Origin of the sequence: Pseudomonas sp. AL 58 (genome assembly GCF_036348395.1) — a bacterium.
In the GTDB taxonomy this organism is placed as follows: domain Bacteria; phylum Pseudomonadota; class Gammaproteobacteria; order Pseudomonadales; family Pseudomonadaceae; genus Aquipseudomonas; species Aquipseudomonas defluvii.
Window position 1 is genome coordinate 236,474 of sequence record NZ_JAZBQR010000003.1, and the last position, 23,447, is coordinate 259,920.

General features: G+C 60.7%; 18 protein-coding genes and 1 pseudogene. 16 read left to right on the plus strand and 3 right to left on the minus strand.

The features are described from left to right. Nucleotides 1–118 precede the first annotated feature (118 nt). From UIA24_RS04085 to UIA24_RS04095, 3 genes are all read left to right on the plus strand, one after another. Nucleotides 119–2,569, plus strand: a complete 2,451-nt coding sequence (locus tag UIA24_RS04085; protein ID WP_102052679.1) for a glycogen/starch/alpha-glucan phosphorylase — start codon at nucleotides 119–121, stop codon at nucleotides 2,567–2,569. Nucleotides 2,570–2,711: 142 nt separating this feature from the next. Further along, the gene (locus UIA24_RS04090; RefSeq protein ID WP_065760634.1) at nucleotides 2,712–3,722 is read left to right on the plus strand and encodes a class 1 fructose-bisphosphatase; all 1,011 of its coding nucleotides are present in this window, start codon (nucleotides 2,712–2,714) and stop codon (nucleotides 3,720–3,722) included. Nucleotides 3,723–3,726: 4 nt separating this feature from the next. After that, nucleotides 3,727–4,323 (plus strand): DUF924 family protein, encoded by a 597-nt coding sequence (locus tag UIA24_RS04095; protein ID WP_065760635.1) that lies wholly within the window; start codon nucleotides 3,727–3,729, stop codon nucleotides 4,321–4,323. A gap of 36 nt (nucleotides 4,324–4,359) precedes the next feature. Here UIA24_RS04095 and UIA24_RS23180 read toward each other — a convergent pair whose 3' ends face one another. Then, nucleotides 4,360–5,190: a methyl-accepting chemotaxis protein gene (locus UIA24_RS23180; protein WP_371918252.1), complete on the minus strand. Its 831-nt coding sequence runs from the start codon at nucleotides 5,188–5,190 to the stop codon at nucleotides 4,360–4,362. A gap of 24 nt (nucleotides 5,191–5,214) precedes the next feature. Continuing rightward, nucleotides 5,215–6,252 (minus strand): annotated as a pseudogene (locus UIA24_RS23185) (cache domain-containing protein); the annotation flags it as partial. A gap of 225 nt (nucleotides 6,253–6,477) precedes the next feature. Here UIA24_RS23185 and UIA24_RS04105 point away from each other — a divergent pair. Then, nucleotides 6,478–6,732, plus strand: a complete 255-nt coding sequence (locus UIA24_RS04105) for a hypothetical protein (RefSeq protein ID WP_065760637.1) — start codon at nucleotides 6,478–6,480, stop codon at nucleotides 6,730–6,732. Continuing rightward, on the plus strand, nucleotides 6,729–7,301 hold the full coding sequence (locus UIA24_RS04110) for a lipocalin family protein (protein ID WP_330522247.1): 573 nt from the start codon (nucleotides 6,729–6,731) through the stop codon (nucleotides 7,299–7,301). The genes UIA24_RS04105 and UIA24_RS04110 overlap by 4 nt, the downstream gene beginning before the upstream one ends. A 32-nt stretch (nucleotides 7,302–7,333) precedes the next feature. Here UIA24_RS04110 and UIA24_RS04115 read toward each other — a convergent pair whose 3' ends face one another. Further along, nucleotides 7,334–8,698: a formimidoylglutamate deiminase gene (locus tag UIA24_RS04115; RefSeq protein ID WP_330522248.1), complete on the minus strand. Its 1,365-nt coding sequence runs from the start codon at nucleotides 8,696–8,698 to the stop codon at nucleotides 7,334–7,336. A 143-nt stretch (nucleotides 8,699–8,841) separates the two neighbouring features. On the opposite strand from UIA24_RS04115, the gene hutC reads away from it, so the two are divergent. The 11 genes from hutC to mdoH all read left to right on the plus strand — a co-directional run bounded on the left by hutC (nucleotide 8,842) and on the right by mdoH (nucleotide 23,329). After that, nucleotides 8,842–9,552, plus strand: a complete 711-nt coding sequence (gene hutC, locus UIA24_RS04120) for a histidine utilization repressor (protein ID WP_176717445.1) — start codon at nucleotides 8,842–8,844, stop codon at nucleotides 9,550–9,552. Further along, nucleotides 9,549–10,121: a HutD/Ves family protein gene (locus UIA24_RS04125; protein ID WP_102052683.1), complete on the plus strand. Its 573-nt coding sequence runs from the start codon at nucleotides 9,549–9,551 to the stop codon at nucleotides 10,119–10,121. Before hutC ends, UIA24_RS04125 begins: the two co-directional genes overlap by 4 nt. A 369-nt stretch (nucleotides 10,122–10,490) precedes the next feature. Beyond that, nucleotides 10,491–12,155, plus strand: a complete 1,665-nt coding sequence (hutU, locus tag UIA24_RS04130; protein WP_176717446.1) for a urocanate hydratase — start codon at nucleotides 10,491–10,493, stop codon at nucleotides 12,153–12,155. Nucleotides 12,156–12,222: 67 nt separating this feature from the next. Next, nucleotides 12,223–13,755 carry a histidine ammonia-lyase gene (gene hutH / locus UIA24_RS04135; protein ID WP_330522249.1) on the plus strand — a complete coding sequence of 511 codons (1,533 nt, stop codon included), beginning with the start codon at nucleotides 12,223–12,225 and terminating at the stop codon, nucleotides 13,753–13,755. Between the two features lie 85 nt (nucleotides 13,756–13,840). Next, nucleotides 13,841–15,244, plus strand: a complete 1,404-nt coding sequence (locus tag UIA24_RS04140; RefSeq protein WP_330522250.1) for an amino acid permease — start codon at nucleotides 13,841–13,843, stop codon at nucleotides 15,242–15,244. 15 nt (nucleotides 15,245–15,259) lie between these two features. Next, complete coding sequence (gene hutI, locus UIA24_RS04145) at nucleotides 15,260–16,465, plus strand: imidazolonepropionase (RefSeq protein ID WP_099773360.1); 1,206 nt, start codon at nucleotides 15,260–15,262, stop codon at nucleotides 16,463–16,465. Between the two features lie 11 nt (nucleotides 16,466–16,476). After that, entirely contained in the window at nucleotides 16,477–17,280 is an 804-nt protein-coding gene (hutG, locus tag UIA24_RS04150) for an N-formylglutamate deformylase (protein WP_330522251.1), read from the plus strand. Nucleotides 17,281–17,381: 101 nt separating this feature from the next. Beyond that, nucleotides 17,382–18,353, plus strand: coding sequence for a prolyl aminopeptidase (pip, locus tag UIA24_RS04155; protein WP_102052686.1), 972 nt, complete (start codon nucleotides 17,382–17,384; stop codon nucleotides 18,351–18,353). Next, nucleotides 18,350–18,787, plus strand: coding sequence for a D-aminoacyl-tRNA deacylase (dtd, locus tag UIA24_RS04160; RefSeq protein ID WP_330522252.1), 438 nt, complete (start codon nucleotides 18,350–18,352; stop codon nucleotides 18,785–18,787). Before pip ends, dtd begins: the two co-directional genes overlap by 4 nt. A gap of 263 nt (nucleotides 18,788–19,050) precedes the next feature. Further along, nucleotides 19,051–20,763: a glucan biosynthesis protein G gene (locus UIA24_RS04165; RefSeq protein ID WP_330522253.1), complete on the plus strand. Its 1,713-nt coding sequence runs from the start codon at nucleotides 19,051–19,053 to the stop codon at nucleotides 20,761–20,763. Further along, complete coding sequence (mdoH, locus tag UIA24_RS04170; RefSeq protein ID WP_330522254.1) at nucleotides 20,756–23,329, plus strand: glucans biosynthesis glucosyltransferase MdoH; 2,574 nt, start codon at nucleotides 20,756–20,758, stop codon at nucleotides 23,327–23,329. The genes UIA24_RS04165 and mdoH overlap by 8 nt, the downstream gene beginning before the upstream one ends. Nucleotides 23,330–23,447: the final 118 nt, after the last annotated feature.

The following is a 23,447-nucleotide window of genomic DNA, read 5'->3' on the forward strand; positions in this document are numbered from 1 at the left end:
TTTCTCGATGAAAGTTTCTGGCGTCACGCAGAAAACCACGAACCAGGGCTGTCGGTCTGTGCTGGAGCGTCTAGGCTGATAGATCGCACCCGAACGTCAACCTGCTTGAGGACGACGAATGTCTCAGGAAACGCTTGCTCGTGACGAAGAGGTGGCGGCCTTCCGCGCCGCTGTATTGGCCAAACTGACGTATGCGGTTGGCAAGGACCCGGAGCACGCTTTCGACCATGACTGGTTTGAAGCCATTGCCCTGGCGGCCCGTGATCATATGGTCAACCACTGGATGGACCATACGCGGGAGATCTACCGAAGTAACCAGAAACGGGTCTATTACCTGTCACTGGAGTTCCTGATCGGTCGCCTGCTGTATGACAGCCTGAGCAACCTGGGCTTGCTTGACGTTGCACGTGAAGCCTTGACCGGGTTGAACGTTGACCTGGAGCGTATTCGCCTGCTCGAACCGGATGCTGCCCTTGGCAATGGTGGCCTGGGGCGCTTGGCAGCCTGTTTCATGGAAAGCATGTCAACGCTCGGTATTGCGGCGCACGGCTACGGCATCCGTTATGAGCACGGTCTGTTCCGTCAGGCGGTCGTCGATGGCTGGCAACAGGAGCAGACTGAAAACTGGCTGGATTTCGGTAACCCCTGGGAATTTGAACGGGCCGAAGTCATTTACCCCATCAGTTTTGGTGGCAGCGTGGAGACCGTCAAGCAGGCTGACGGATCTTCCCGGCAAGTATGGTGGCCGGCCGAGACGGTACGCGCGGTGGCGTACGACACGCCGGTCGTCGGTTGGCGTGGCGCCAGTGTGAACACGTTGCGCCTCTGGCGGGCGCGGGCGCTGGAAGAACTGCACCTGGAGCGCTTCAATGCCGGTGACCACTTGGGTGCCGTGGCTGAGGTGGCGCGCGCCGAGAGCATTTCGCGGGTGTTGTACCCTGCCGACAGCACCGAAGCCGGTCAGGAGTTGCGGTTGCGCCAGGAGTACTTCTTCGTTTCGGCCTCGCTGCAGGACCTGCTGCGCCGCCACCTGAACATGCATGATGACTTCCTTAACCTGCCCAAGCAGGTGGCGATCCAGCTCAACGATACCCACCCCTCGATTGCCGTGGCTGAGTTGATGCGGCTGTTGGTCGATCAACACGAAGTGCCTTGGGATACCGCCTGGCAGTTGACTGTCGATACCCTGGCCTACACCAATCACACGCTATTGCCCGAAGCGCTGGAAACCTGGCCGGTGGGCCTGATGGAGCGGATGCTGCCACGGCACATGCAGATCATTTACCTGATCAATGCCTTCCATATCGACGCCCTGCGGGCCAAGGGCATCCATGATTTCGATGTACTGCGGGCGGTCTCGCTGATTGAAGAGGACAACGGGCGCCGTGTGCGCATGGGTAATCTGGCGTTTCTAGGGTCACACAGCGTCAACGGTGTTTCGGCGCTGCATTCCAAGCTGATGCGCAGCACGGTGTTTGCCGAACTGCACAAGTTGTACCCCGACCGGATCAACAACAAGACCAACGGCATCACCTTTCGCCGCTGGCTCTACCAGGCCAATCCACGCTTGACCGGCATGATGGTGGAGGCACTCGGTGCCGACTTGCTCGACAATCCGGAGACACGTTTGAGGGGGCTTGAGCCTTTCGCTGAACAGGCCGGCTTCCGCAAGCGTTTCGCCGAGCAGCGCCTGCACAGCAAGCGGGTACTGGCGCAAATGATTCAGGACCGCTTGGGTATCACCATCAGCCCTGAGGCGATGTTCGATGTGCAGGTCAAGCGCATCCACGAGTACAAGCGCCAACTGCTCAACCTGTTGCATACCGTGGCGCTGTATCAGGCGATCCGTGCCGAGCCCGAGACCAACTGGGTGCCAAGGGTGAAACTGTTCGCGGGCAAGGCGGCAGCCAGCTACCACCAGGCCAAGCTGATCATCAAGCTGGCCAACGACATTGCCAAGGTGGTCAATAACGATCCGACGGTGCGGGGCCAGCTCAAGGTCGTATTCCTGCCCAACTACAACGTCAGCCTGGCGGAGAGCATCATTCCGGCGGCAGACTTGTCCGAGCAGATCTCCACTGCTGGTTATGAGGCGTCTGGCACCAGCAATATGAAGTTCGGCCTCAATGGCGCCTTGACCATCGGCACGCTGGATGGCGCCAACGTCGAGATGTCCGAGCAGGTCGGTGCCGAGCACATGTTTATCTTTGGCCTCACCGCCCAGCAGGTCGAGGCACGCAAGCGCAGTGGCGATTTCAGCGCCCATGCCACTGCAGCCGCCTCACATCGCCTCAATGATGTGCTTCATGCCATTCGTGGCGGAGTGTTTTCGCCGGATGATCCATCGCGGTACGTCGGGTTGATCGACTCGCTGCTGGCCTATGACCGCTTCCTGGTGTGCGCTGATTTTGACGCCTACTGGGAGGCGCAGCGGCGCGTAGAGGCGTTGTGGCGCGAACCTGAGCTGTGGTGGCGTTCGGCGGTACTCAACAGTGCGCGCATGGGCTGGTTCTCTTCGGATCGGACCATTCGCGAGTACGCCACCGAGATCTGGCATGCGCTGGAGTGAGTGGCTGCATGTGGCCCGAGGGGGTGAACTCTCGGGCCAATGTGCCGTCTGATCAGACGAGCCCGTCCTATTGCTCGCTAGCGCTTCACTCTCCCTGTAAACTGCGTGGGTTTTTTACTACCCCCTTCCTTCGGAGCCTTACATGTCCCGCGTTACCCTGAGTCGCTATTTGATTGAGCAGACCCGCAGCAACAGTACCCCTGCCGATCTGCGCTTCCTGATCGAAGTGGTGGCGCGTGCGTGCAAGGAGATCAGCCACCACGTCTCCAAAGGCGCCCTGGGCGGCGTCCTCGGCAGCATGGGCACTGAAAACGTGCAAGGCGAAGTCCAGAAGAAACTGGACGTGATTTCCAACGATATCCTGCTTGAGGCCAACGAGTGGGGCGGCCACCTGGCCGGCATGGCGTCCGAGGAAATGGACAACGCCTACCAGATCCCGGGCAAATACCCGAAGGGTGCCTACCTGCTGGTGTTCGACCCGTTGGACGGCTCTTCGAACATTGACGTCAACGTGTCGGTCGGCACCATCTTTTCGGTACTGCGTTGCCCGAATGAGTACCTGAGCCAGAACGAAAGCCTGAACGAGAAAGCCTTCCTGCAGCCAGGCACCAAGCAGGTTGCTGCCGGTTACGCGATCTATGGCCCGCAGACCATGCTGATCCTGACCCTGGGTGATGGCGTCAAAGGCTTCACCCTGGATCGCGAGCTGGGCAGCTTCGTCCTGACTAACGAGAACATCAGCGTGCCGGAAAGCACCGCCGAGTTCGCCATCAACATGTCCAACCAGCGTCACTGGGAAGCCCCGGTACAGCGCTATGTCGGCGAGTTGCTGGAAGGCGAAACCGGCCCGCTGAAAAAGAACTACAACATGCGCTGGATCGCGTCGATGGTTGCCGATGTGCACCGCATCCTGACCCGTGGCGGCCTGTTCATGTACCCACGTGACTCCCGCGAGCCTTCCAAGCCGGGCAAGCTGCGCCTGATGTACGAAGCCAACCCGATGTCGTTCATCATCGAGCAGGCCGGTGGTGCTGCCACTGACGGTCATCAGCGTATCCTCGACATTCAGCCAGACAGCCTGCACCAGCGCGTTGCAGTGTTCCTCGGCTCCAAGCAGGAAGTCGAGCGCGTGACCGGCTACCACAAGGAGTAATTCCATGCTCGCACCTTGGCAGCCGTTACTGGAGTGGTGGTTCGGTTGGGGCACCAGTCCTCAAGACGTGGCTGACGAGAAGAGCACCTTGTGGTTCGGCAAGCACCACGATGCCGAGGCGCATGAGCGCTTCGGTGATCTGGTCGAGCAGGCACTGGCTGGCGGCCTGGATGAGTGGTTGCAAAGCCCTCAGGGCTGGTTGGGCCTTGTGTTGTTGCTGGATCAACTGCCGCGGATGATCTATCGCGATACGCCGCGAGCCTTCGATGGCGACCGGCGCGCACAGGTGCTGGTGATGCAGGGCCTGGACAAGGCCTGGGATTATCAGCTGTTGCCGATCCAGCGGGTGTTCATCCTGCTGGTACTGGAACATGCCGAAGTGCTGGACTGGCAGAATATCTGCGTCGAGCGTTACCGGCTGTTGCTGGCGGCCCAGCCTGAGTCTGATCGTCGCCTGTTCGAGGGTTTTCTCGATTATGCCGAGCAGCATCAGCGCGTCATAACCCGTTTCGGGCGCTTCCCGCACCGCAACCTGGTACTCGGTCGGCCCAGCACCGACGAGGAAATGGACTTCCTGCTGGAGCCGGGCTCTCGGTTCTAAGGCACATCGCCGGCCTGGCCGGCGATGCAGCGCTCTTTAGATCCTGAAACTGCCGACCAGATGTTTCAAGCGTGTGGCCTGGTGTTCCAGGTCATTGCACGCCTGCAGAGTGGTTTGCAGGTTTTGCACCCCTTCCTGATTCAGCGTGTTGATCTCGGTGATGTCGACGTTGATCGACTCCACCACGGCGGTCTGCTCCTCGGTGGCCGTAGCGACCGATTGATTCATGCCATCGATCTCGCTGATCCGCTGGGTCACACTGCCCAGGCGCTCACCGGCCTGATTGGCGATACCGACACTGCGTTCACTCTGGCTCTGGCTTTCGGTCATGGTGTTGACCGCATCCCGCGCCCCGCTCTGCAGTTCTTCGATGATCCGTTGTACCTGCTGCGCTGAGTCCTGGGTGCGATGGGCAAGGTTACGCACTTCATCGGCCACCACCGCGAAACCACGCCCGGCTTCACCGGCACGCGCTGCTTCGATGGCAGCGTTAAGCGCCAACAGGTTGGTCTGCTGGGAAATGCCACTGATGACGTCGAGGATTTGCCCGATGTTCACCGTGTTGGCGTTCAGGGTTTCGATATTGCCGCAGGAGTCGCTGATCTTCGTCGACAGCTGATTCATCACCGAAATGGTTTGATCAACCACCTGCTGACCGTCTTCGGCCAGGTTGCGCGCTTCGCTGGAGTGTTGCGACGCTAGCGCGGCGTTTTGCGCGATCTCCTGTGCGGCGGCGCCGAGCTGGTTGATGGCCGCAGCAACACTGTTGGTCCGGCTGGCCTGCTGGTCGGCATTCTGAATCGAGGCGTTCGAGGCGCTGACCACGCGGGTGGCTACTTCATTGACCTGACCGGTAGCCGAGGACACTTCGCGGATCGACTCGTGGATACGTTCGACAAAGCGATTGAACGACTGCCCCAATGCACCGAATTCGTCCTGAGCATGGATGCGCAGCCGCTTGGTCAGGTCGCCTTCACCTTCGGCAATGTCGTGCATCGCACGGCCCATCACATGCAACGGCTCCATCAGCACGCGAATCAGCATGCCGAGCAGGCCGATGATGATCAGCACGGCAATCGCCATGGCAATCATCGCCGAGGTGCGGAACTCGCCGAGCATGGCAAAGGCCGCCTCTTGGTCCAGTTCCAGTGCGACGTACCAGTTGACCGACGGAATGCCGCTGACCTGTGTGAAACTGATGAACTTCTTGTGCCCATTGACTTCAACCTCCTTGAGCCCGCTGCCAATAGTCGGTGCACCTTGTGGGTACACATCGGCCAGTGTCTTCAGGTTCAACGAGCTGTCCGGGTGGATCAGGATCTTGCCGTCGCTGCCGACGATGAACGCGCGGCCATGCCCATCGAAGTTCAAGGCGTTGATGATCGAGCTGATGGTGTCCAGGCCTGTATCGGCACCCGTCACCCCAACCCGCCGGCCATCATGCTGCACCGGGGTCGCAATGGTAATGACCAGCTTGCCCATGGAGGCCGATACATAGGGCTCGGTGATAATGGTGCTGTTGGCGTTGCTGGCAGCCTTGTACCAGCCACGGGCGCGTGGGTCATAGTCGGCAGCACGGTTTCCGGCAGGCACTGACAACATGCTGCCATCCTCGCCGCCGAAGTAGGTCATCAAGAAGTTATCGCCATAGACCGGCAGCTCAATGCTGCGCGTCAGGCTGTCTTTTTGGGTGCCGTCCACGGCAATTTGCTGAGCCAGAGAATTCAGGATCTGAATACGGCTGCCTAGCCAGTTCTGGATGTTGCTGGTGGTCAGGCTGCCCAGTTCCTGCATCGATGCTTCGGTGCTGTCGCGCAGGGCCTCGCGTTGCCGGTAATCGTTGAACAGGATGAAGCCGGAGAAGGCGACGACGACCACAAGGGCGGCAGCGAGAAGGATCTTGTGGCTGAACTTCAGGTTTTTGGTCATTACGAGGTCTTTTTACGCAAGGCGAATCAATGGTGAGGGCGCGGCAAAAGGTCGCAGCGCACTCTAGGTGTCGTCCAAGCGGCAAAAAAGATTAATGCTCATTTCACCTGAGCCGACCAACGTCATCGATCAATGTTCTACTGCGGGGAACCACAGGGGCTTTTCCCCTTCTAAGCTGATGGCAGGCTATCCGCCCAGCCCCCTCATGTTCAGGAGTGACCTTTCATGTCGTTGCGTTCCCTCGCTCTGTTGTCCTTGTGCGTGTTTCTGACTGCGTGCAACAAAATCAATCAGGAAAACTACTCACGGCTCAAGGCGGGCATGGCAAAGGTCGACGTTGAAAAGCTGCTCGGCAAGCCAACTGATTGCTCAGGTGCGTTGGGCATCTCCAGCTGCACCTGGGGTGACAAAGACACCTTCATCAGTATCCAGTTTGCGGGTGACAACGTGTTGATGTACTCAGGACAGGGGCTCAAATGAAACGACTCTCTCACCTGCTGGGATTGAGCGCGGCTTTGCTTCTTGGCGGTTGCGCGCACTCTGATAGCGGGCCACTGCCGCCCAAGACAGTCGAGCGTGTCGACCTCAAGCGCTACCAGGGCACGTGGTATGAACTGGCGCGTTTGCCCATGTTCTTCCAGCGTGATTGTGCGCAATCTGAAGCGCATTACAGCCTCAAGCCAGATGGCAATGTCGGCGTTCTCAATCGCTGTCGCACGCTAGAAGGGGAATGGCAGGAGGCAAGCGGTACCGCCACGCCACAGGTGCCAGGCAAGACCGACAAGCTCTGGGTCGAGTTTGATAACTGGTTCTCGAGACTGCTGCCGGGCGTCGCCAAGGGCGACTATTGGGTGCTGTACCTCGACGATGACTACCAGACCGCACTGGTTGGCAACCCGAACCGGCGTTACCTCTGGCTGCTCTCGCGCAAGCCGACGGTGCCGGCCTATGAGCGCGAAAGCCTACTGGCCAAGGCACGCCAGCAGGGGTACGACACGACGCGCTTGATTTGGCGGGTGTCTGATCGGGATATTGCCAGGCAGCCGTGATTGCTTGCCTGGCTGGCCCCTCAACTCCAGCCTCAGCCCAACAGTTCTCTCAGCACACGGGTAAAGGCCTGGGCGGTCTGTTCTTCGGCGGCATGATGGCCTTGGCGTACCACCCATTTGCCGTTGACCATCACATCGCGGACCTGACGATCGCCTCCGGCAAACAGCCAGCGATTGAGGATGCCGTCGCCCTTGGCCGTTGCCAGGTAGGGGTCGTTGCCGTCGAGCACCAGCCAGTCGGCGCGGTGACCTTCTGCCAGCGAGCCCACCGGTTGCCCCAGCGCTTGTGCTCCGCCACTGAGGGCTGCATCGAACAGCGTGCGCCCGACCATCGGCTGCTCCGCGCGGTAAAGCCGGTTGCGTCGCTGGTCGCGCAGGCGTTGGCCGTATTCGAGCCAGCGCAGTTCTTCCACCACGCTGAGCGAAACATGGCTGTCCGAGCCAATACCCAGGCGACCGCCACGGGCCAGGTAGTCGACTGCAGGGAAGATGCCGTCGCCCAGATTGGCTTCGGTGGTCAGGCACAATCCAGCTACCGCGCCGCTGGCCGCCATCAGCGCGACTTCGTCGGCTTCGGCGTGGGTGGCATGGACCAGGCACCAGCGCTGATCAACCTCGGTGTTCTCGTACAACCATTGCAGTGGGCGTCGGCCGCTCCAGGCCAGGCAGTCGTCGACTTCTTTCTGTTGCTCGGCAATGTGTATGTGCACAGGGCCGTGTGGGTCGCTGGCGGCCATGACCTGAGCGATCTGTTGCGGGGTGACGGCGCGCAGCGAGTGGAAGCACAGCCCCAAATGTTGCGCGGGTTGCTGCGCCAGCAGCGGTGCCAGGCGCTCGTGTAGTCGCAGATACTGCTCGGTGTTGTTGATAAAGCGGCGCTGCCCATCGGTGGGCGCTTGGCCACCGAAACCTGAATGGCTGTAGAGCACGGGGAGCAGGGTCAGGCCGATGCCGCTGTGGCTGGCAGCCTGGCTGATACGCTGGGACAGTTCAGTCGGGTCGGCATAGGGATTGCCATCAGCATCGTGGTGCACGTAGTGGAACTCGGCGACCGAGGTGTATCCGGCCTTGAGCATCTCGATGTACAACTGGCGTGCAATCACTTCCAGTTGTTCCGGGCTGATCTGGCCGACCATGCGGTACATCAGTTCGCGCCAGGTCCAGAAGCTGTCATTGGGGTTGCCAACCACTTCAGCCAGGCCGGCCATGGCGCGCTGGAAGGCATGTGAGTGCAGGTTTGGCATACCCGGCAGCAGTGGGCCTGCCAAGCGTTCGGCGCCCTCGGCCGAGGAATCGGTATGGACGCGGCCGATTCGGCCGTCGGTACCGACCTCGATGCGGACATTGTTGGCCCAGCCGGTAGGCAGCAAAGCACGTTCGGCAAAGAAGACGGACATCGACACGGCACCTCGTTTTGTTTATTTGTATATACATATACAGACGTTTGCCTGCTGGGTAAACTCCGGCAATCTATGGAGTACTCATTTTGAACAAGGATCTCGACGTGCCGACACCACCTGTCTCCGCGCTGGTTGCCCAGATGGGCGAGGGGCCGGCGCCGCTGTATGCCCGGGTCAAGCAAATGATTGCCCAGCAAATCAAGAACGGTAGCTGGCCGCCGCACCACCGTGTGCCGTCGGAAAGCGAACTGGTTAGTGAGCTGGGCTTCAGTCGCATGACCATCAACCGCGCACTGCGCGAGCTGACAGCCGAGGGGCTGTTGGTGCGCATGCAGGGCGTCGGGACCTTTGTTGCCGAGCCCAAGACCCGTTCCGCATTGTTCGACGTCAATAACATTGCAGACGAGATCGCCGCGCGGGGGCACAAACACACCTGCAAGGTGGTGACCCTGGCTGAAGAGGCCGCCGGCTCCGAGCGGGCGCTGGCACTGGATATGCGCGAAGGTCAGCGGGTGTTCCATTCATTGATCGTGCATTACGAGAACGACATTCCGGTGCAAATCGAAGACCGCTTCGTCAATGCCCAGGTTGCACCGGACTACCTCAAGCAGGATTTCACCGTGCAGACCCCTTATGCCTACCTGTCCCAGGTGGCACCCCTGACCGAGGGCGAGCATGTGGTCGAGGCGATTCTGGCTGAGCCGGAGGAATGTCGCCTGCTGCAGATCGAGCAGGGCGAGCCGTGCCTGCTGATTCGACGTCGCACGTGGTCCGGCCGTCAGCCGGTGACGGCGGCACGTTTGATTCACCCTGGTTCCCGTCATCGTTTGGAAGGACGTTTCAGTAAATGAGTCAGATGCAGGTACTTCGCGCGGTCAATTACCCCCGCATGCCCTGGAAGAATGGTGGTGGCAGCACCGAAGAAATCGCCCGTGACGCCGGAGAGGGGCTTGAGGGCTTTGGCTGGCGCCTGTCGATTGCCGATATTGCCGAGTCGGGTGGCTTCTCCAGCTTTGCCGGATACCAGCGGATCATCACCGTGCTGCAAGGTGATGGCATGGTGCTGCAAGTCGATGGCGAGGCAAGTCGTGCACTGCTGCCCTTCGATGCCTTCATGTTCTCGGGTGAAAGTCAGGTGAGCTGCCGCTTGTTGGGTGGGCCGATCCGCGATTTCAACCTGATCTATGCGCCGCAGCGTTACCGCGCTCGCCTGCAATGGCTTGAGGGTGAGAGTCGTCTCTTCAGTTCGGCGCAGACGCTGTTGGTCTTCGCTGCTGGCGAGCAGGTTCGCGCCGCGCTGGGCGGGCATGCGGTGCAGACGCTGTCACGCCACGACTGCCTGCAGGTCGAAGGAAACGCGGGGTTGCAGGCGCTTGAGCTGAGTGGTCACTGCTGCCTGATCGAGCTGAGCCACTGCTGAGATTGTTACCGCGGTTACTGATGAGTTGCGCGCGGGTGTGTTACTGATTGACCCAAGGTGGTGCAACGCCACCTTGTCTGACGGCGTTGTTCTGCACCCTTGTCCCCCTCCCATACGTTTTCTTTTGCTGCCAGAACCCCGGATTTCTTGCGCTGCGTTGGCCTTGGCGTGCCTCTGTGGCAGTTCGTCGGAGAAGTTGGCACTTCAATTGCCTATGCTTGTACATACAAGTAAATATGTGTTTGTATGAGTGTGCATGGCAGCCCTGCTGCCATCCCGAATTTGCCTGCCACCACTGGCACGCTCGCCCACAGCCTGGGTTGGGCGGGATCGATCGCTTGAGGAGCCGTTACCGTGACTGACAAGAATATGAACAAATTCCGTGACGTCGAAATTCGCGCACCGCGCGGCACTACGCTGACCGCCAAAAGCTGGCTGACCGAAGCGCCGCTGCGCATGCTGATGAACAACCTCGACCCTGAAGTCGCGGAAAACCCGAAAGAGCTGGTGGTGTACGGCGGCATTGGCCGTGCGGCGCGTAACTGGGAGTGCTACGACAAGATCGTCGAGAGCCTGACCAACCTGAACGACGACGAAACCCTGCTGGTGCAGTCCGGCAAGCCGGTCGGCGTGTTCAAGACCCACGCCAACGCCCCACGCGTGTTGATCGCCAACTCCAACCTGGTACCGCACTGGGCCACGTGGGAGCACTTCAACGAACTGGATGCCAAGGGCCTGGCCATGTACGGCCAGATGACGGCTGGCAGCTGGATCTACATCGGTAGCCAGGGCATCGTTCAAGGCACCTATGAAACCTTCGTCGAGGCCGGCCGCCAGCACTACAACGGCAGCCTCAAGGGCAAGTGGGTACTGACCGCCGGCCTGGGTGGCATGGGTGGCGCGCAGCCGCTGGCCGCAACCCTGGCCGGTGCCTGCTCGCTGAACATCGAATGCCAGCAGAGCCGCATCGACTTCCGCCTGAGCACCCGCTATGTCGACGAACAGGCCAACGACCTGGACGACGCCTTGGCGCGCATTGCCAAGTACACCGCTGAAGGCAAAGCCATCTCCATTGCCCTGCACGGTAACGCGGCTGAAATCCTGCCTGAACTGGTCAAGCGCGGTGTGCGTCCAGACATGGTCACCGACCAGACCAGCGCCCATGACCCGCTCAACGGCTACCTGCCAGCAGGCTGGACCTGGGAGCAGTACCGTGACCGCGCACAAACCGAGCCGGCTGCCGTGGTCAAGGCGGCCAAGCAGTCGATGGCCGTACACGTGCAGGCCATGCTCGATTTCCAGAAGCAGGGCATTCCGACCTTCGACTACGGCAACAACATCCGTCAGATGGCCAAGGAAGAAGGCGTAGAAAACGCATTCGACTTCCCAGGCTTCGTACCGGCCTATATTCGCCCGTTGTTCTGCCGTGGTATCGGCCCGTTCCGCTGGGCGGCCCTGTCGGGTAACGCCGAAGACATCTACAAGACCGACGCCAAGGTCAAGGAACTGATCCCGGACGATGCGCATCTGCATAACTGGCTGGAAATGGCCCGTGAGCGCATCAGCTTCCAGGGCCTGCCAGCACGTATCTGCTGGGTTGGTCTGGGGCAGCGCGCCAAGCTGGGTCTGGCCTTCAACGAGATGGTTCGCCGCGGCGAGTTGTCGGCACCGATCGTGATTGGTCGTGACCACCTGGACTCCGGCTCGGTGTCGAGCCCGAACCGCGAAACCGAATCGATGATGGATGGCTCCGACGCTGTGTCCGACTGGCCATTGCTCAACGCACTGCTCAACACCGCCAGTGGCGCGACCTGGGTCTCGCTGCACCACGGCGGCGGTGTCGGCATGGGCTTCTCGCAGCACTCCGGCATGGTCATCGTCTGTGACGGTACCGACGAGGCCGCCGAGCGAATCGCTCGCGTTCTGACCAACGACCCGGCCACTGGCGTGATGCGCCATGCCGATGCCGGTTATCAGATCGCCATCGATTGCGCCAAGGAACAAGGCCTGAACCTGCCGATGATTACGCGCTGATTGGCGCGCAATGGTTGATACTGAATTAACGACAGGCGTAATCGCCTCTCTGTAGCGGAGCAACAACGTGACTGAATTGACCCTGAAGCCTGGCACCCTGACCTTGGCTCAGCTGCGTGCCATCTACAAGAACCCGCTGAAACTGAAGCTGGATGCCAGCGCCGACCAGCAGATCGACGACAGCGTTGCCTGCGTCGAGCAGATTCTTGCGGAAAACCGTACCGCCTACGGCATCAACACGGGTTTTGGCCTGTTGGCGTCGACCCGTATCGCCAGCCATGACCTGGAAAACCTGCAGCGCTCGCTGGTGCTGTCTCACGCCGCAGGTGTCGGCGAGCCGATCTGCGATGAGCTGGTGCGCCTGATCATGGTGCTCAAGGTCAACAGCCTGAGCCGTGGTTTCTCGGGCATCCGCCGCAAGGTTATCAATGCGCTGATCGCGCTGATCAACGCGGAGGTTTACCCGCACATCCCGCTCAAGGGTTCGGTGGGGGCATCCGGTGACCTGGCGCCGCTGGCGCATATGTCGCTGGTTCTGCTGGGCGAGGGCAAGGCTCGTCATAAAGGCCAGTGGCTGTCGGCGACCGAAGCACTGGCAGTAGCCGGGCTTGAGCCGCTGACCCTGGCTGCCAAGGAGGGCCTGGCCCTGCTCAACGGTACCCAGGCGTCCACGGCCTATGCGCTGCGTGGCCTGTTCCAGGGTGAAGACCTGTTCGCAGCGGCCATGGCCTGTGGTGGCCTGACCGTTGAAGCCGTGCTCGGTTCGCGTTCACCTTTCGACCCGCGGATTCACGCCGCTCGTGGTCAGCGCGGTCAAATCGACGCAGCAGCCTGCTACCGTGACCTGTTGGGTGACGGCAGTGAAGTCTCGGCGTCCCATGAGCATTGCGGCAAGGTCCAGGACCCATACTCGCTGCGTTGCCAGCCTCAGGTCATGGGGGCTTGCCTGACCCAGTTCCGTCAGGCGGCCGAAGTACTGGTCATCGAAGCCAACGCCGTATCGGACAACCCACTGGTATTCGCCAAAGAGGGCGACGTGATTTCCGGCGGCAACTTCCACGCCGAACCGGTGGCCATGGCTGCCGACAACATGGCCTTGGCCATTGCCGAGATCGGCTCGCTGAGCGAGCGCCGTATCTCGCTGATGATGGACAAGCACATGTCGCAGCTGCCACCGTTCCTGGTGGCCAATGGTGGGGTCAACTCCGGCTTCATGATCGCGCAGGTCACGGCAGCAGCGCTGGCCAGCGAGAACAAGGCCCTGGCCCACCCGCACAGTGTCGACAGCCTGCCGACCTCGGCCAACCAGGAAGACCACGTGTCGATGGCGCCGGCTGCTGGCAAGCGCCTCTGGGAAATGGCTGACAACGTTCGCGGCATCCTCGCCGTGGAATGGCTGGCCGCCTGCCAGGGCCTGGACCTGCGTGAAGGGCTGAAGACCTCGCCGAAGCTGGAAACGGCTCGTCAACTGCTGCGCAGCAAGGTCGCTTATTACGAAAAGGACCGGTTCTTCGCGCCGGACATCGAGGCAGCCAGCGCCTTGCTGGCTGAAGGGCACTTGAACGGTCTGCTGCCGGCTGGCGTTCTGCCGAGCCTCTGATCCGTTGGGCTGATATCGCCTTTGCCGTACGGGCCCGAAAGGGCTCGTACCGCTTTTCGCCTACAAAAATAATCAGGACCGCGAAATGCAATCTCAATCGCAAGGACTCAAACGCGGGCTAACGGCTCGCCATATTCGTTTCATGGCCCTGGGCTCGGCCATTGGTACGGGCCTGTTCTACGGCTCTGCTTCGGCGATCCAGATGGCGGGCCCGGCAGTGCTGCTGGCCTACCTGATCGGCGGTGCTGCCGTCTTCATGGTCATGCGCGCCCTGGGGGAAATGGCCGTACACAACCCGGTTTCGGGCTCGTTCGGTCAATATGCCTCCACCTATCTGGGGCCGATGGCCGGGTTTGTGCTCGGCTGGACCTACGCATTTGAAATGGTCATTGTCTGTTTGGCCGACGTGACGGCCTTCGGCATATACATGGGCTTCTGGTTCCCCGAAGTCGCGCGCTGGATCTGGGTGCTGGGTATTGTCTTCCTGATCGGCGGGCTGAACCTGTGCAACGTCAAGGTCTACGGCGAGATGGAGTTCTGGCTGTCGCTGCTCAAGGTCGTTGCCATCGTCGCGATGATCCTGGCCGGCTTCGGCATCATGCTCTTCGGGCTGGGCAGCGCCAATGGCGACACGGTCAGTGGTATCGCCAACCTGACGGCCCACGGCGGCTTCATGCCCAATGGCGTGAGCGGCCTGATCGCCTCGTTTGCTGTGGTGATGTTTGCCTTTGGCGGTATCGAGATCATCGGTATCACTGCCGGTGAAGCGAAAGACCCTCAGCGCGTGCTGCCCAAGGCGATCAATGCTGTTCCGCTGCGGATACTGCTGTTCTATGTGCTGACCCTGTTCGTCCTGATGTGCCTCTACCCGTGGCCGCAGATCGGTACCCAAGGTAGCCCGTTCGTACAGATTTTCAGCAATCTGGGGATCGGTTCGGCTGCAGCTGTACTGAATATTGTGGTGATCTCGGCGGCGGTATCGGCGATCAACAGCGATATTTTTGCCGCTGGGCGCATGATGTACGGCTTGGCTCAGCAAGGTCAGGCACCGAAGGGGTTCGCCAAGGTTTCCCGTCAAGGTGTGCCATGGATGACCGTACTGGTCATGGGTGTGGCACTGCTGAGCGGCGTCGTGCTGAACTACCTGATCCCGGAAAACGTCTTCCTGCTGATCGCCTCCATTGCCACGTTCGCCACGGTATGGGTCTGGCTGATGATCCTGGTGACCCAGGTCGCCATGCGTCGCAGCATGAGCCGTGAAGAAGCCGCACAACTGAAGTTCCCGGTACCGTTCTGGCCCTATGGTCCAGCGGCAGCGATCGCCTTCATGGTGTTCATCTTCGGTGTGCTGGGTTATTTCCCGGATACACAGGCAGCGCTGCTCGTCGGCGTGGTCTGGGTGGTGTTCCTGGTTGCCTCTTACCTGCTCTGGTGCAAGCCGCGCGTGGCTGTGGCGCCTGCTCAGGTATTGTCCAACACTCAACGATAGTCACGGAGACGGTGCATGAAAACCCTCTGGCAGCACTGCCATGTGGCAAGCATGGCGCAAGGTGTTTACTCGATCATCGAGGATGCGGCGATTTTGACGTCCGGCGAGCGGATCGAATGGATCGGCCCGCGCCAGTCCCTGCCGGTCACGGCAGATGCCAGGGTGGTCGAGCTTAACGGTGCCTGGGTAACCCCGGGCCTGATCGACTGCCACACCCATACCGTGTTCGGCGGTAACCGCAGTGGCGAGTTCGAGCAACGCTTGCAAGGTGTCAGCTATGCCGATATCGCCGCCCAGGGTGGTGGTATCGCCAGCACCGTGCGCGCTACGCGCGCCGCTACGGAAGAACAGTTGTACGCCAGCGCTCGGCAACGCCTGCAGGCCTTGTTGCGCGATGGCGTGACCACCGTCGAAATCAAGTCCGGGTATGGCCTGGACCTAGCCAGTGAGCGCAAGTTGCTCCGGGTCATTCGTCGGCTGGGCGCTGAGTTGCCGGTGACGGTGCGCGGTACCTGCCTGGCGGCGCACGCCATGCCGCCGGAGTTCGCCGGTCGGGCAGACGACTACATTGAACACATCTGCACTGAAATGCTCCCGGCTCTGGCCGCTGAGGGGCTGGTCGACGCCGTGGATGCGTTCTGTGAATACCTGGCGTTTTCCCCGGCCCAGGTCGAGCGGGTGTTTATAAAAGCCCGTGAATTGGGCCTGCCGGTCAAATTGCATGCCGAACAACTGTCGTCGCTGCACGGCTCCAGCTTGGCGGCGCGCTATCAGGCATTGTCGGCGGATCACCTGGAGTTCATGACCGAGGAGGACGCCATCGCCATGGCGGCAGCCGGCACCGTTGCGGTGCTGTTGCCCGGCGCTTTCTACTTCCTGCGTGAAACCCAGCTGCCGCCGATGGACGCTTTGCGCAAGCACGGTGTGAAGATCGCCATCGCCACCGACCTCAACCCCGGGACCTCGCCAGGGCTGTCGTTGCGTCTAATGATGAACATGGCCTGTACGCTGTTCCGCATGACGCCGGAAGAAGCCCTGGCCGGGGTGACCCTGCATGCTGCCCGCGCCCTTGGGCTGGGCGACAGTCACGGGTCGCTGGAAGTGGGCAAGGTCGCCGATTTCATTGCCTGGGACATCGAGCGTCCTGCCGACCTGTCCTATTGGTTGGGCGGCGACTTACCCAAGCGGGTCATTCGCCATGGCCTTGAAACCCATTTTTGAAGAGCGTCTTTATGGATAAGGTTCTGAACTTTCACCAAGGCACCTTGCCGCTATTGATCAGCATGCCCCATGCCGGCGTGCGTTTGACACCGGCAGTCGAGGCCGGCCTGATCGAACCGGCACGCAGCCTGCCGGATACCGATTGGCACATTCCACGGTTGTATGACTTTGCGGTGAGCATGGGCGCCAGCATTGTTTCCGCCGAATATTCGCGGTTTGTCATCGACCTCAACCGTCCAGACGATGACCAGCCGCTGTATACCGGTGCCACCACCGGGCTGTACCCGGCCACCCTGTTTGACGGTACGCCGTTGTTCAAGGACGGGCTGACGCCATCGGCCCGCGAGCGAGCTGACTATCTTGAGCGTATCTGGCGCCCGTATCACGACACCTTGCGCCAGGAACTGGCGCGTCTGCGTGAGCAGTTCGGCTACGCGCTGCTGTGGGATGCCCACTCGATCCGCTCGCACGTCCCGCACCTGTTCGACGGCACGCTGCCGGACTTCAACCTGGGCACGTTCAATGGGGCCAGCTGCGACCCGCAACTCGCCGAGCAGTTGCAAGCGGTGTGCGCTTGCGCCGAGGGTTACAGCCATGTGCTGAACGGGCGCTTCAAGGGTGGGCATATCACCCGTCACTATGGTGACCCGGCCAGGCACATTCATGCGGTACAGCTGGAGTTAGCGCAGACTACCTATATGGAGGAAGTCGAGCCGTTCCATTATCGCGAGGATCTGGCGCAACCCACCCAGCAGGTGCTGGAACGCCTGCTCAACGCAGCAGTGGCCTGGGGCAAGGCGCACTACGCAGTGTGAACGGTTTTATGCGGTGTCAGATGTTGCGGGGGGCATGCTCAAAGCGCAATTCGGGTTTATGATGCCCAACGGCAGAATAATTCCCCCACACGGAGTGCGTAATGCAGACCTTGTACCCGCAGATCAAACCCTACGCCCGACACGATCTGGCCGTGGAGGCGCCGCATGTGCTGTATGTTGACGAGAGCGGTTCGCCCGAGGGGTTGCCGGTGGTGTTTATCCACGGTGGGCCGGGAGCAGGGTGTGATGCACAGAGTCGCTGCTATTTCGACCCGAACCTGTACCGCATCATTACCTTCGATCAGCGCGGCTGCGGGCGCTCGACACCGCATGCCAGCCTTGAGAACAACACCACCTGGCATTTGGTCGAGGACCTTGAGCGCATTCGCAAGCACCTGGGTATCGACAAGTGGGTGGTGTTCGGTGGCTCCTGGGGGTCGACCCTGGCCTTGGCCTATGCCCAGACTCACCCCGAACGCGTACAGGGTTTGATCCTGCGCGGTATCTTTCTGTGCCGCCCGCAGGAAATCGAGTGGTTCTACCAGAGTGGCGCCAGCCGCTTGTTCCCTGACTACTGGCAGGACTACATCGCGCCGATTCCGGCCGAGGAACGCGGCAACCTGGTCCAGGCTTTCCACAAGCGCCTGACCGGCAATGATCAAATTGCCCAGATGCATGCCGCCAAGGCCTGGTCGACCTGGGAAGGGCGTACCGCTACCCTGCGGCCCAACCCGTTGGTCGTCGACCGCTTCTCCGAGCCTCAGCGCGCGTTGTCTATTGCGCGGATCGAATGCCATTATTTCATGAACAATGCATTCCTTGAGCCCGACCAACTGATTCGCGACATGCCGAAGATCGCCCACCTGCCTGCAGTGATCGTGCATGGTCGTTATGATGTCATCTGCCCATTGGATAATGCTTGGGAGCTCCATCAGGCCTGGCCAAACAGCGAGCTGAAGGTGATTCGCGATGCAGGGCATGCGGCGTCTGAGCCGGGTATCACCGATGCGCTGGTGCGTGCTGCCGACCAAATGGCCCGGCGTTTGCTGGACTTGCCACTGGAAGAAGCGTGAAGGGCCTGTTGCAGCGCGTGCGTAGCGCACGCGTTGAGGTGGGCGCAGAGATTGTCGGGGCGGTCGACCAGGGATTGCTGGTGCTGGTTGCAGTCGAGCCGGGCGATACCCGCGCCCATGCCGACAAGCTGCTGCACAAACTGCTCAATTACCGCGTGTTCAGTGATGAGCAGGGCAAGATGAACCTGTCGCTCAAGGACATTCAGGGCGGCTTGCTGCTGGTCTCGCAGTTCACCCTGGCGGCTGATACACAGAGCGGATTGCGCCCGAGCTTCTCCAGCGCTGCACCACCGGCGCTGGGTGCCGAGCTTTTCGAGTACTTGTTGGGGCAGGCGAGGGCGTTGCACGGTACAGTTGAAAGCGGGCGTTTCGGTGCCGACATGCAGGTACATCTGGTCAATGATGGCCCCGTAACATTTATGTTACAAATATAAGGCTGAAAACCTCCTTTTTTGCAGGAAAAAAGGGGGGTTCTAGCAGAAATAGTTGTGTTGCCCTGATGCGTTGTAGCGCTGCCTGCTAGATAATCGCGCGCTACCAAGATCGGCGTTCGCCGATTTGTTTTACTTTAACTTGAGAACTGTCTGACGCCGTTTAGGGAATCATTACGCCCTTTCGGAGTCCGAACAGTGCTCGCCAACCCGGCAAACGATGGCTGGCCGTTGGTTCTTTGATCTGTTTTCGGCGAGGGTTGCTCGTGATTGTAAGTCCCTGTAATGCACCAAGAACTCCTGGCAATCGGCTGCGCAAGGCTCTGGCAGCCGGCTCGGCGCTCGTCTGCCTGCTCGGCGCAGGCCAGCTCTGGGCGTTCAACCTTGACGATGTAGCGGCCAAGGCGAAGGATCTTGCCGGGCAGAAGTACGAGGCGCCGAAGAGCAACCTGCCAGCAGTGTTCCGCGAAATGAAATTCGCGGACTACCAGCAAATTCGCTTCCGCGAGGACAAGGCCGAGTGGGCCAAGGCCAAGACGCCGTTCAAGCTGTCCTTCTATCACCAGGGCATGCACTTCGACACCCCTGTGACGATCAACGAGGTTGTCGGCAGCAAAGTCCACGAAATCAAGTACGACGCCAGCCGCTTTGACTTCGGTGACCTGAGTTTTGACAGCAAGGCCACTGAAAAGCTCGGTTACGCCGGCTTCCGCGTGCTGTACCCGATCAACAAGGCTGACAAGCAAGACGAAATCATGACCTTGCTGGGCGCCAGCTATTTCCGCGTGGTCGGCAAGGGGCAAGCCTATGGCCTGTCTGCCCGTGGTCTGGCTATCGACACGGCACTGCCGTCTGGCGAAGAGTTCCCACGCTTTACTGAGTTCTGGATCGAGCGTCCAAAGGCGACCGACAAGCAACTGGTCATCTATGCGTTGCTCGACTCGCCACGTTCCACCGGTGCTTACCGTCTGACCCTGCGTCCGGGTAGCGACACCATCGTTGACGTCAAGTCCAAGGTGTTCCTGCGTGACCGTGTCAGCCGCCTGGGCATTGCCCCGCTGACCAGCATGTTCCTGTTCGGTGGCAACCAGCCATCGAAGGTGCTCAACTACCGTCCTGCCCTGCACGACTCTGAAGGCCTGTCGATTCATGCCGGCAACGGCGAATGGCTGTGGCGCCCGCTGAACAACCCGAAACACTTGGCCGTCAGCAACTTCAGCGTGGAAAACCCACGTGGTTTTGGCCTGTTGCAGCGTCAGCGCGAGTTCAGCCAGTTCGAAGACCTGGATGACAACTACCATAAGCGCCCAAGCGCCTGGATCGAGCCTGTTGGCGACTGGGGCAAGGGCACGGTCGACCTGGTGGAAATTCCAACTGCCGATGAAACCAACGACAACATCGTTGCGTTCTGGAGCCCGGAAAAACTGCCTGAGCCTGGTACTGCTGCCGAGTTCGAGTACCGCCTGCACTGGACCATGGATGAGTCCGAACTGCATTCGCCGAAGCTGGGTTGGGTTAAGCAGACCCTGCGTTCGACCGGTGATGTCAAGCAATCCAACCTGATCCGTCAGCCTGACGGTAGCGTGGCCTTCCTGGTCGACTTTGAAGGCCCGGTGCTCAAGGCGTTGCCGGAAGACACCGCTGTACGTAGCCAGGTCAGCCTTGGCGACAACGGTGAGCTGGTCGAGAACAGCCTGCGCTACAACCCGGAAATCCAGGGCTGGCGCCTGACCTTGCGGTTCAAGGTCAAGGACCCGAACAAGTCCACTGAAATGCGTGCTGCGCTGGTACGTGACGTTCCTGTTGAGCCGGCCAAGCCGACCAAGCAGGAAAAAGCCGCTGCCAAGCAGGCCAAAGACAAGGCCGAGAAAGCGGCCGCACAGCCAGCCGCCGATGCGGCATCCACCACCACGGCTCCGGCCACGACCGAACAAGTCCTGACCGAGACCTGGAGTTATCAGTTGCCTGCCGATGAGTAAACACTCTGCACAACCAGGGTCGCTGAGCGAATACCTGGAACACCTGCCACTGAGCGACGAGCAGCGGGCCGAACTGGCCAGCTGCACCTCGTTCAGCGAGCTGCATCAACGCTTGTCCGCACAACCGTCTGCCGGGGAGGCCGAGGCCGCCCAGGCGTCGGTTGCAGGTCGCCTTACCTTGGGTACGGCTGAGGAACTGGAGGAGGCCGAGATGCTCGGCCTCGATGCCAGCGGTCGGTTGTGCCTGAAGGCTACCCCGCCAATTCGTCGCACTCGGGTGGTTCCTGAGCCGTGGCGGACCAATATCCTGATTCGCGCCTGGCGTCGTTTGACCGGCCGGACAAACGCCCCTGCGCCCGAAAAGCGCGAGCTACCGGCTGCACGCTGGCGCTGGGTCGGTTCGGTGCGCCGCTACATCCTGCTAACGCTGATGCTGGGGCAGACAATCGTCGCCGGTTGGTACATGAAAGGCATCTTGCCTTATCAGGGCTGGTCATTCGTCGACCTCGACGAGGTCCTGAACCAGCCGCTGCTGACCACCGTCCAACAGGTCTGGCCGTATGCATTGCAGACCAGCATCCTGGTCTTGTTCGGTATCCTCTTCTGCTGGGTATCCGCGGGTTTCTGGACGGCCTTGATGGGCTTCCTTGAGCTGCTGACCGGGCGCGACAAGTACCGTATCTCTGGCAGCAGCGCTGGCAACGAGCCGATTGCGCCGCAGGCGCGTACTGCGATCGTCATGCCGATCTGTAACGAAGATGTCCCGCGTGTATTTGCAGGGTTGCGGGCGACCTTCGAGTCGGTGGTTGCGACGGGCGATCTCGACCGTTTCGATTTCTTTGTGCTCAGTGACACCAACGACACCGATATTGCCGTGGCCGAGCAACAGGCCTGGCTGGAGGTTTGCCGCGAGGCCAAAGGCTTTGGGCGGATCTTCTATCGCCGCCGTCGTCGCCGTGTGAAGCGCAAGAGTGGCAACCTGGACGACTTCTGCCGCCGTTGGGGTGGGGACTACCGTTACATGGTGGTACTCGACGCCGACAGCGTAATGAGTGGCGAATGCCTGACCAGCCTGGTGCGGTTGATGGAAGCCAATCCGGACGCCGGTATCATCCAGACCGCGCCAAAAGCCTCGGGCATGGACACGCTGTATGCACGCATGCAGCAGTTCGCCACCCGCGTCTATGGCCCGCTGTTCACTGCCGGACTGCACTTCTGGCAGCTCGGCGAGTCGCACTACTGGGGGCACAACGCAATTATCCGGATGAAGCCATTCATCGAGCACTGCGCCTTGGCGCCGTTGCCGGGTAAGGGTGCCTTCGCCGGTGCGATCCTCTCCCACGACTTCGTCGAGGCCGCACTGATGCGGCGTGCGGGGTGGGGCGTGTGGATTGCCTACGATCTTCCGGGCAGCTACGAAGAACTGCCGCCTAACCTGCTCGACGAGCTCAAGCGCGACCGGCGCTGGTGCCACGGCAACCTGATGAACTTCCGTCTGTTCCTGGTCAAGGGCATGCACCCGGTACACCGTGCGGTGTTCCTCACAGGTGTGATGTCCTACCTGTCGGCGCCGCTGTGGTTCTTCTTCCTGGTGCTGTCGACGGCGCTGCTGGCAACCAACACCTTGATGGAGCCGCAGTACTTCCTCGAGCCACGTCAGCTCTACCCGCTCTGGCCTCAATGGCACCCGGAAAAAGCCATTGCGCTGTTTTCGACGACCATTGTGCTGTTGTTCCTGCCCAAGTTGCTCAGCATCATTCTGATCTGGGCCAAGGGCGCCAAGGAATTTGGCGGTCGCTTCAAGGTGACGCTGTCGATGCTGCTGGAGATGCTGTTCTCCATGCTGCTGGCACCTGTGCGGATGATTTTCCACACCCGTTTCGTGCTGGCCGCGTTCCTGGGCTGGGCGGCAACCTGGAACTCGCCACAGCGTGACGACGACTCCACGCCATGGAGCGAGGCTGTTCGCCGGCATGGCCCGCAAACCCTGCTGGGCGTTGCCTGGGCACTGTTGGTGGCATGGCTGAACCCGAGCTTCCTCTGGTGGCTGGTACCGATTGTCGGTTCGCTGATGCTGTCGATTCCGGTTTCGGTGATCTCCAGCCGGGTCAACCTGGGCCTGCGCGCCAAGGATGAACGCCTGTTCCTGATCCCTGAGGAATACGCGACACCGCATGAGTTGCTGGCGACTGATCAGTACACCCATGAAAACCGTTGGCATGCACTGAATGACGGTTTTGTCCGGGCAGTGGTCGATCCACAGCAGAATGCCCTGGCCTGTGCCCTGGCGACGGCGCGTCATGGTGTTGCCGCACCGATCGAGGCCCTGCGTGCCGAGCGTATCGCCAAGGCGTTGGAGGTTGGCCCTGGCGCACTCGACGGCAGTACCCGATTGGCACTGCTCAGTGACCCGGTAGCGTTGTCACGCTTGCATGAGCGTGTCTGGGCCGAGCAGAGTGCCGCCTGGCTGGACGTCTGGCGGCAATCGATTGCCAGCAACCCGCATTCGCCGTTGTTGCCGTTACACCCGCAGTCGCAGGAGCTGTCATCGCTGGCTAATGCCTGATCGTTGAACTGCGCTGCAACCATCGCCGACAAACCTGAGTGCCCTACATGGGGCTTGGGCTTGCCGGCGATGTCGTTTCTGCCGACAACACATAACAAAGTGCTTATCGCCTATATGT

Bases quoted from the DNA above. Each gene is read 5' to 3' on its own strand.
- UIA24_RS04085 (WP_102052679.1), top strand. From the start codon at position 119: ATGTCTCAGGAAACGCTTGCTCGTGACGAAGAGGTGGCGGCCTTCCGC.
- UIA24_RS04090 (WP_065760634.1), top strand. From the start codon at position 2,712: ATGTCCCGCGTTACCCTGAGTCGCTATTTGATTGAGCAGACCCGCAGC.
- UIA24_RS04095 (WP_065760635.1), top strand. From the start codon at position 3,727: ATGCTCGCACCTTGGCAGCCGTTACTGGAGTGGTGGTTCGGTTGGGGC.
- UIA24_RS04105 (WP_065760637.1), top strand. From the start codon at position 6,478: ATGTCGTTGCGTTCCCTCGCTCTGTTGTCCTTGTGCGTGTTTCTGACT.
- UIA24_RS04110 (WP_330522247.1), top strand. From the start codon at position 6,729: ATGAAACGACTCTCTCACCTGCTGGGATTGAGCGCGGCTTTGCTTCTT.
- UIA24_RS04115 (WP_330522248.1), bottom strand. From the start codon at position 8,698: ATGTCCGTCTTCTTTGCCGAACGTGCTTTGCTGCCTACCGGCTGGGCC.
- hutC (WP_176717445.1), top strand. From the start codon at position 8,842: ATGGGCGAGGGGCCGGCGCCGCTGTATGCCCGGGTCAAGCAAATGATT.
- UIA24_RS04125 (WP_102052683.1), top strand. From the start codon at position 9,549: ATGAGTCAGATGCAGGTACTTCGCGCGGTCAATTACCCCCGCATGCCC.
- hutU (WP_176717446.1), top strand. From the start codon at position 10,491: ATGAACAAATTCCGTGACGTCGAAATTCGCGCACCGCGCGGCACTACG.
- UIA24_RS04140 (WP_330522250.1), top strand. From the start codon at position 13,841: ATGCAATCTCAATCGCAAGGACTCAAACGCGGGCTAACGGCTCGCCAT.
- hutI (WP_099773360.1), top strand. From the start codon at position 15,260: ATGAAAACCCTCTGGCAGCACTGCCATGTGGCAAGCATGGCGCAAGGT.
- hutG (WP_330522251.1), top strand. From the start codon at position 16,477: ATGGATAAGGTTCTGAACTTTCACCAAGGCACCTTGCCGCTATTGATC.
- pip (WP_102052686.1), top strand. From the start codon at position 17,382: ATGCAGACCTTGTACCCGCAGATCAAACCCTACGCCCGACACGATCTG.
- mdoH (WP_330522254.1), top strand. From the start codon at position 20,756: ATGAGTAAACACTCTGCACAACCAGGGTCGCTGAGCGAATACCTGGAA.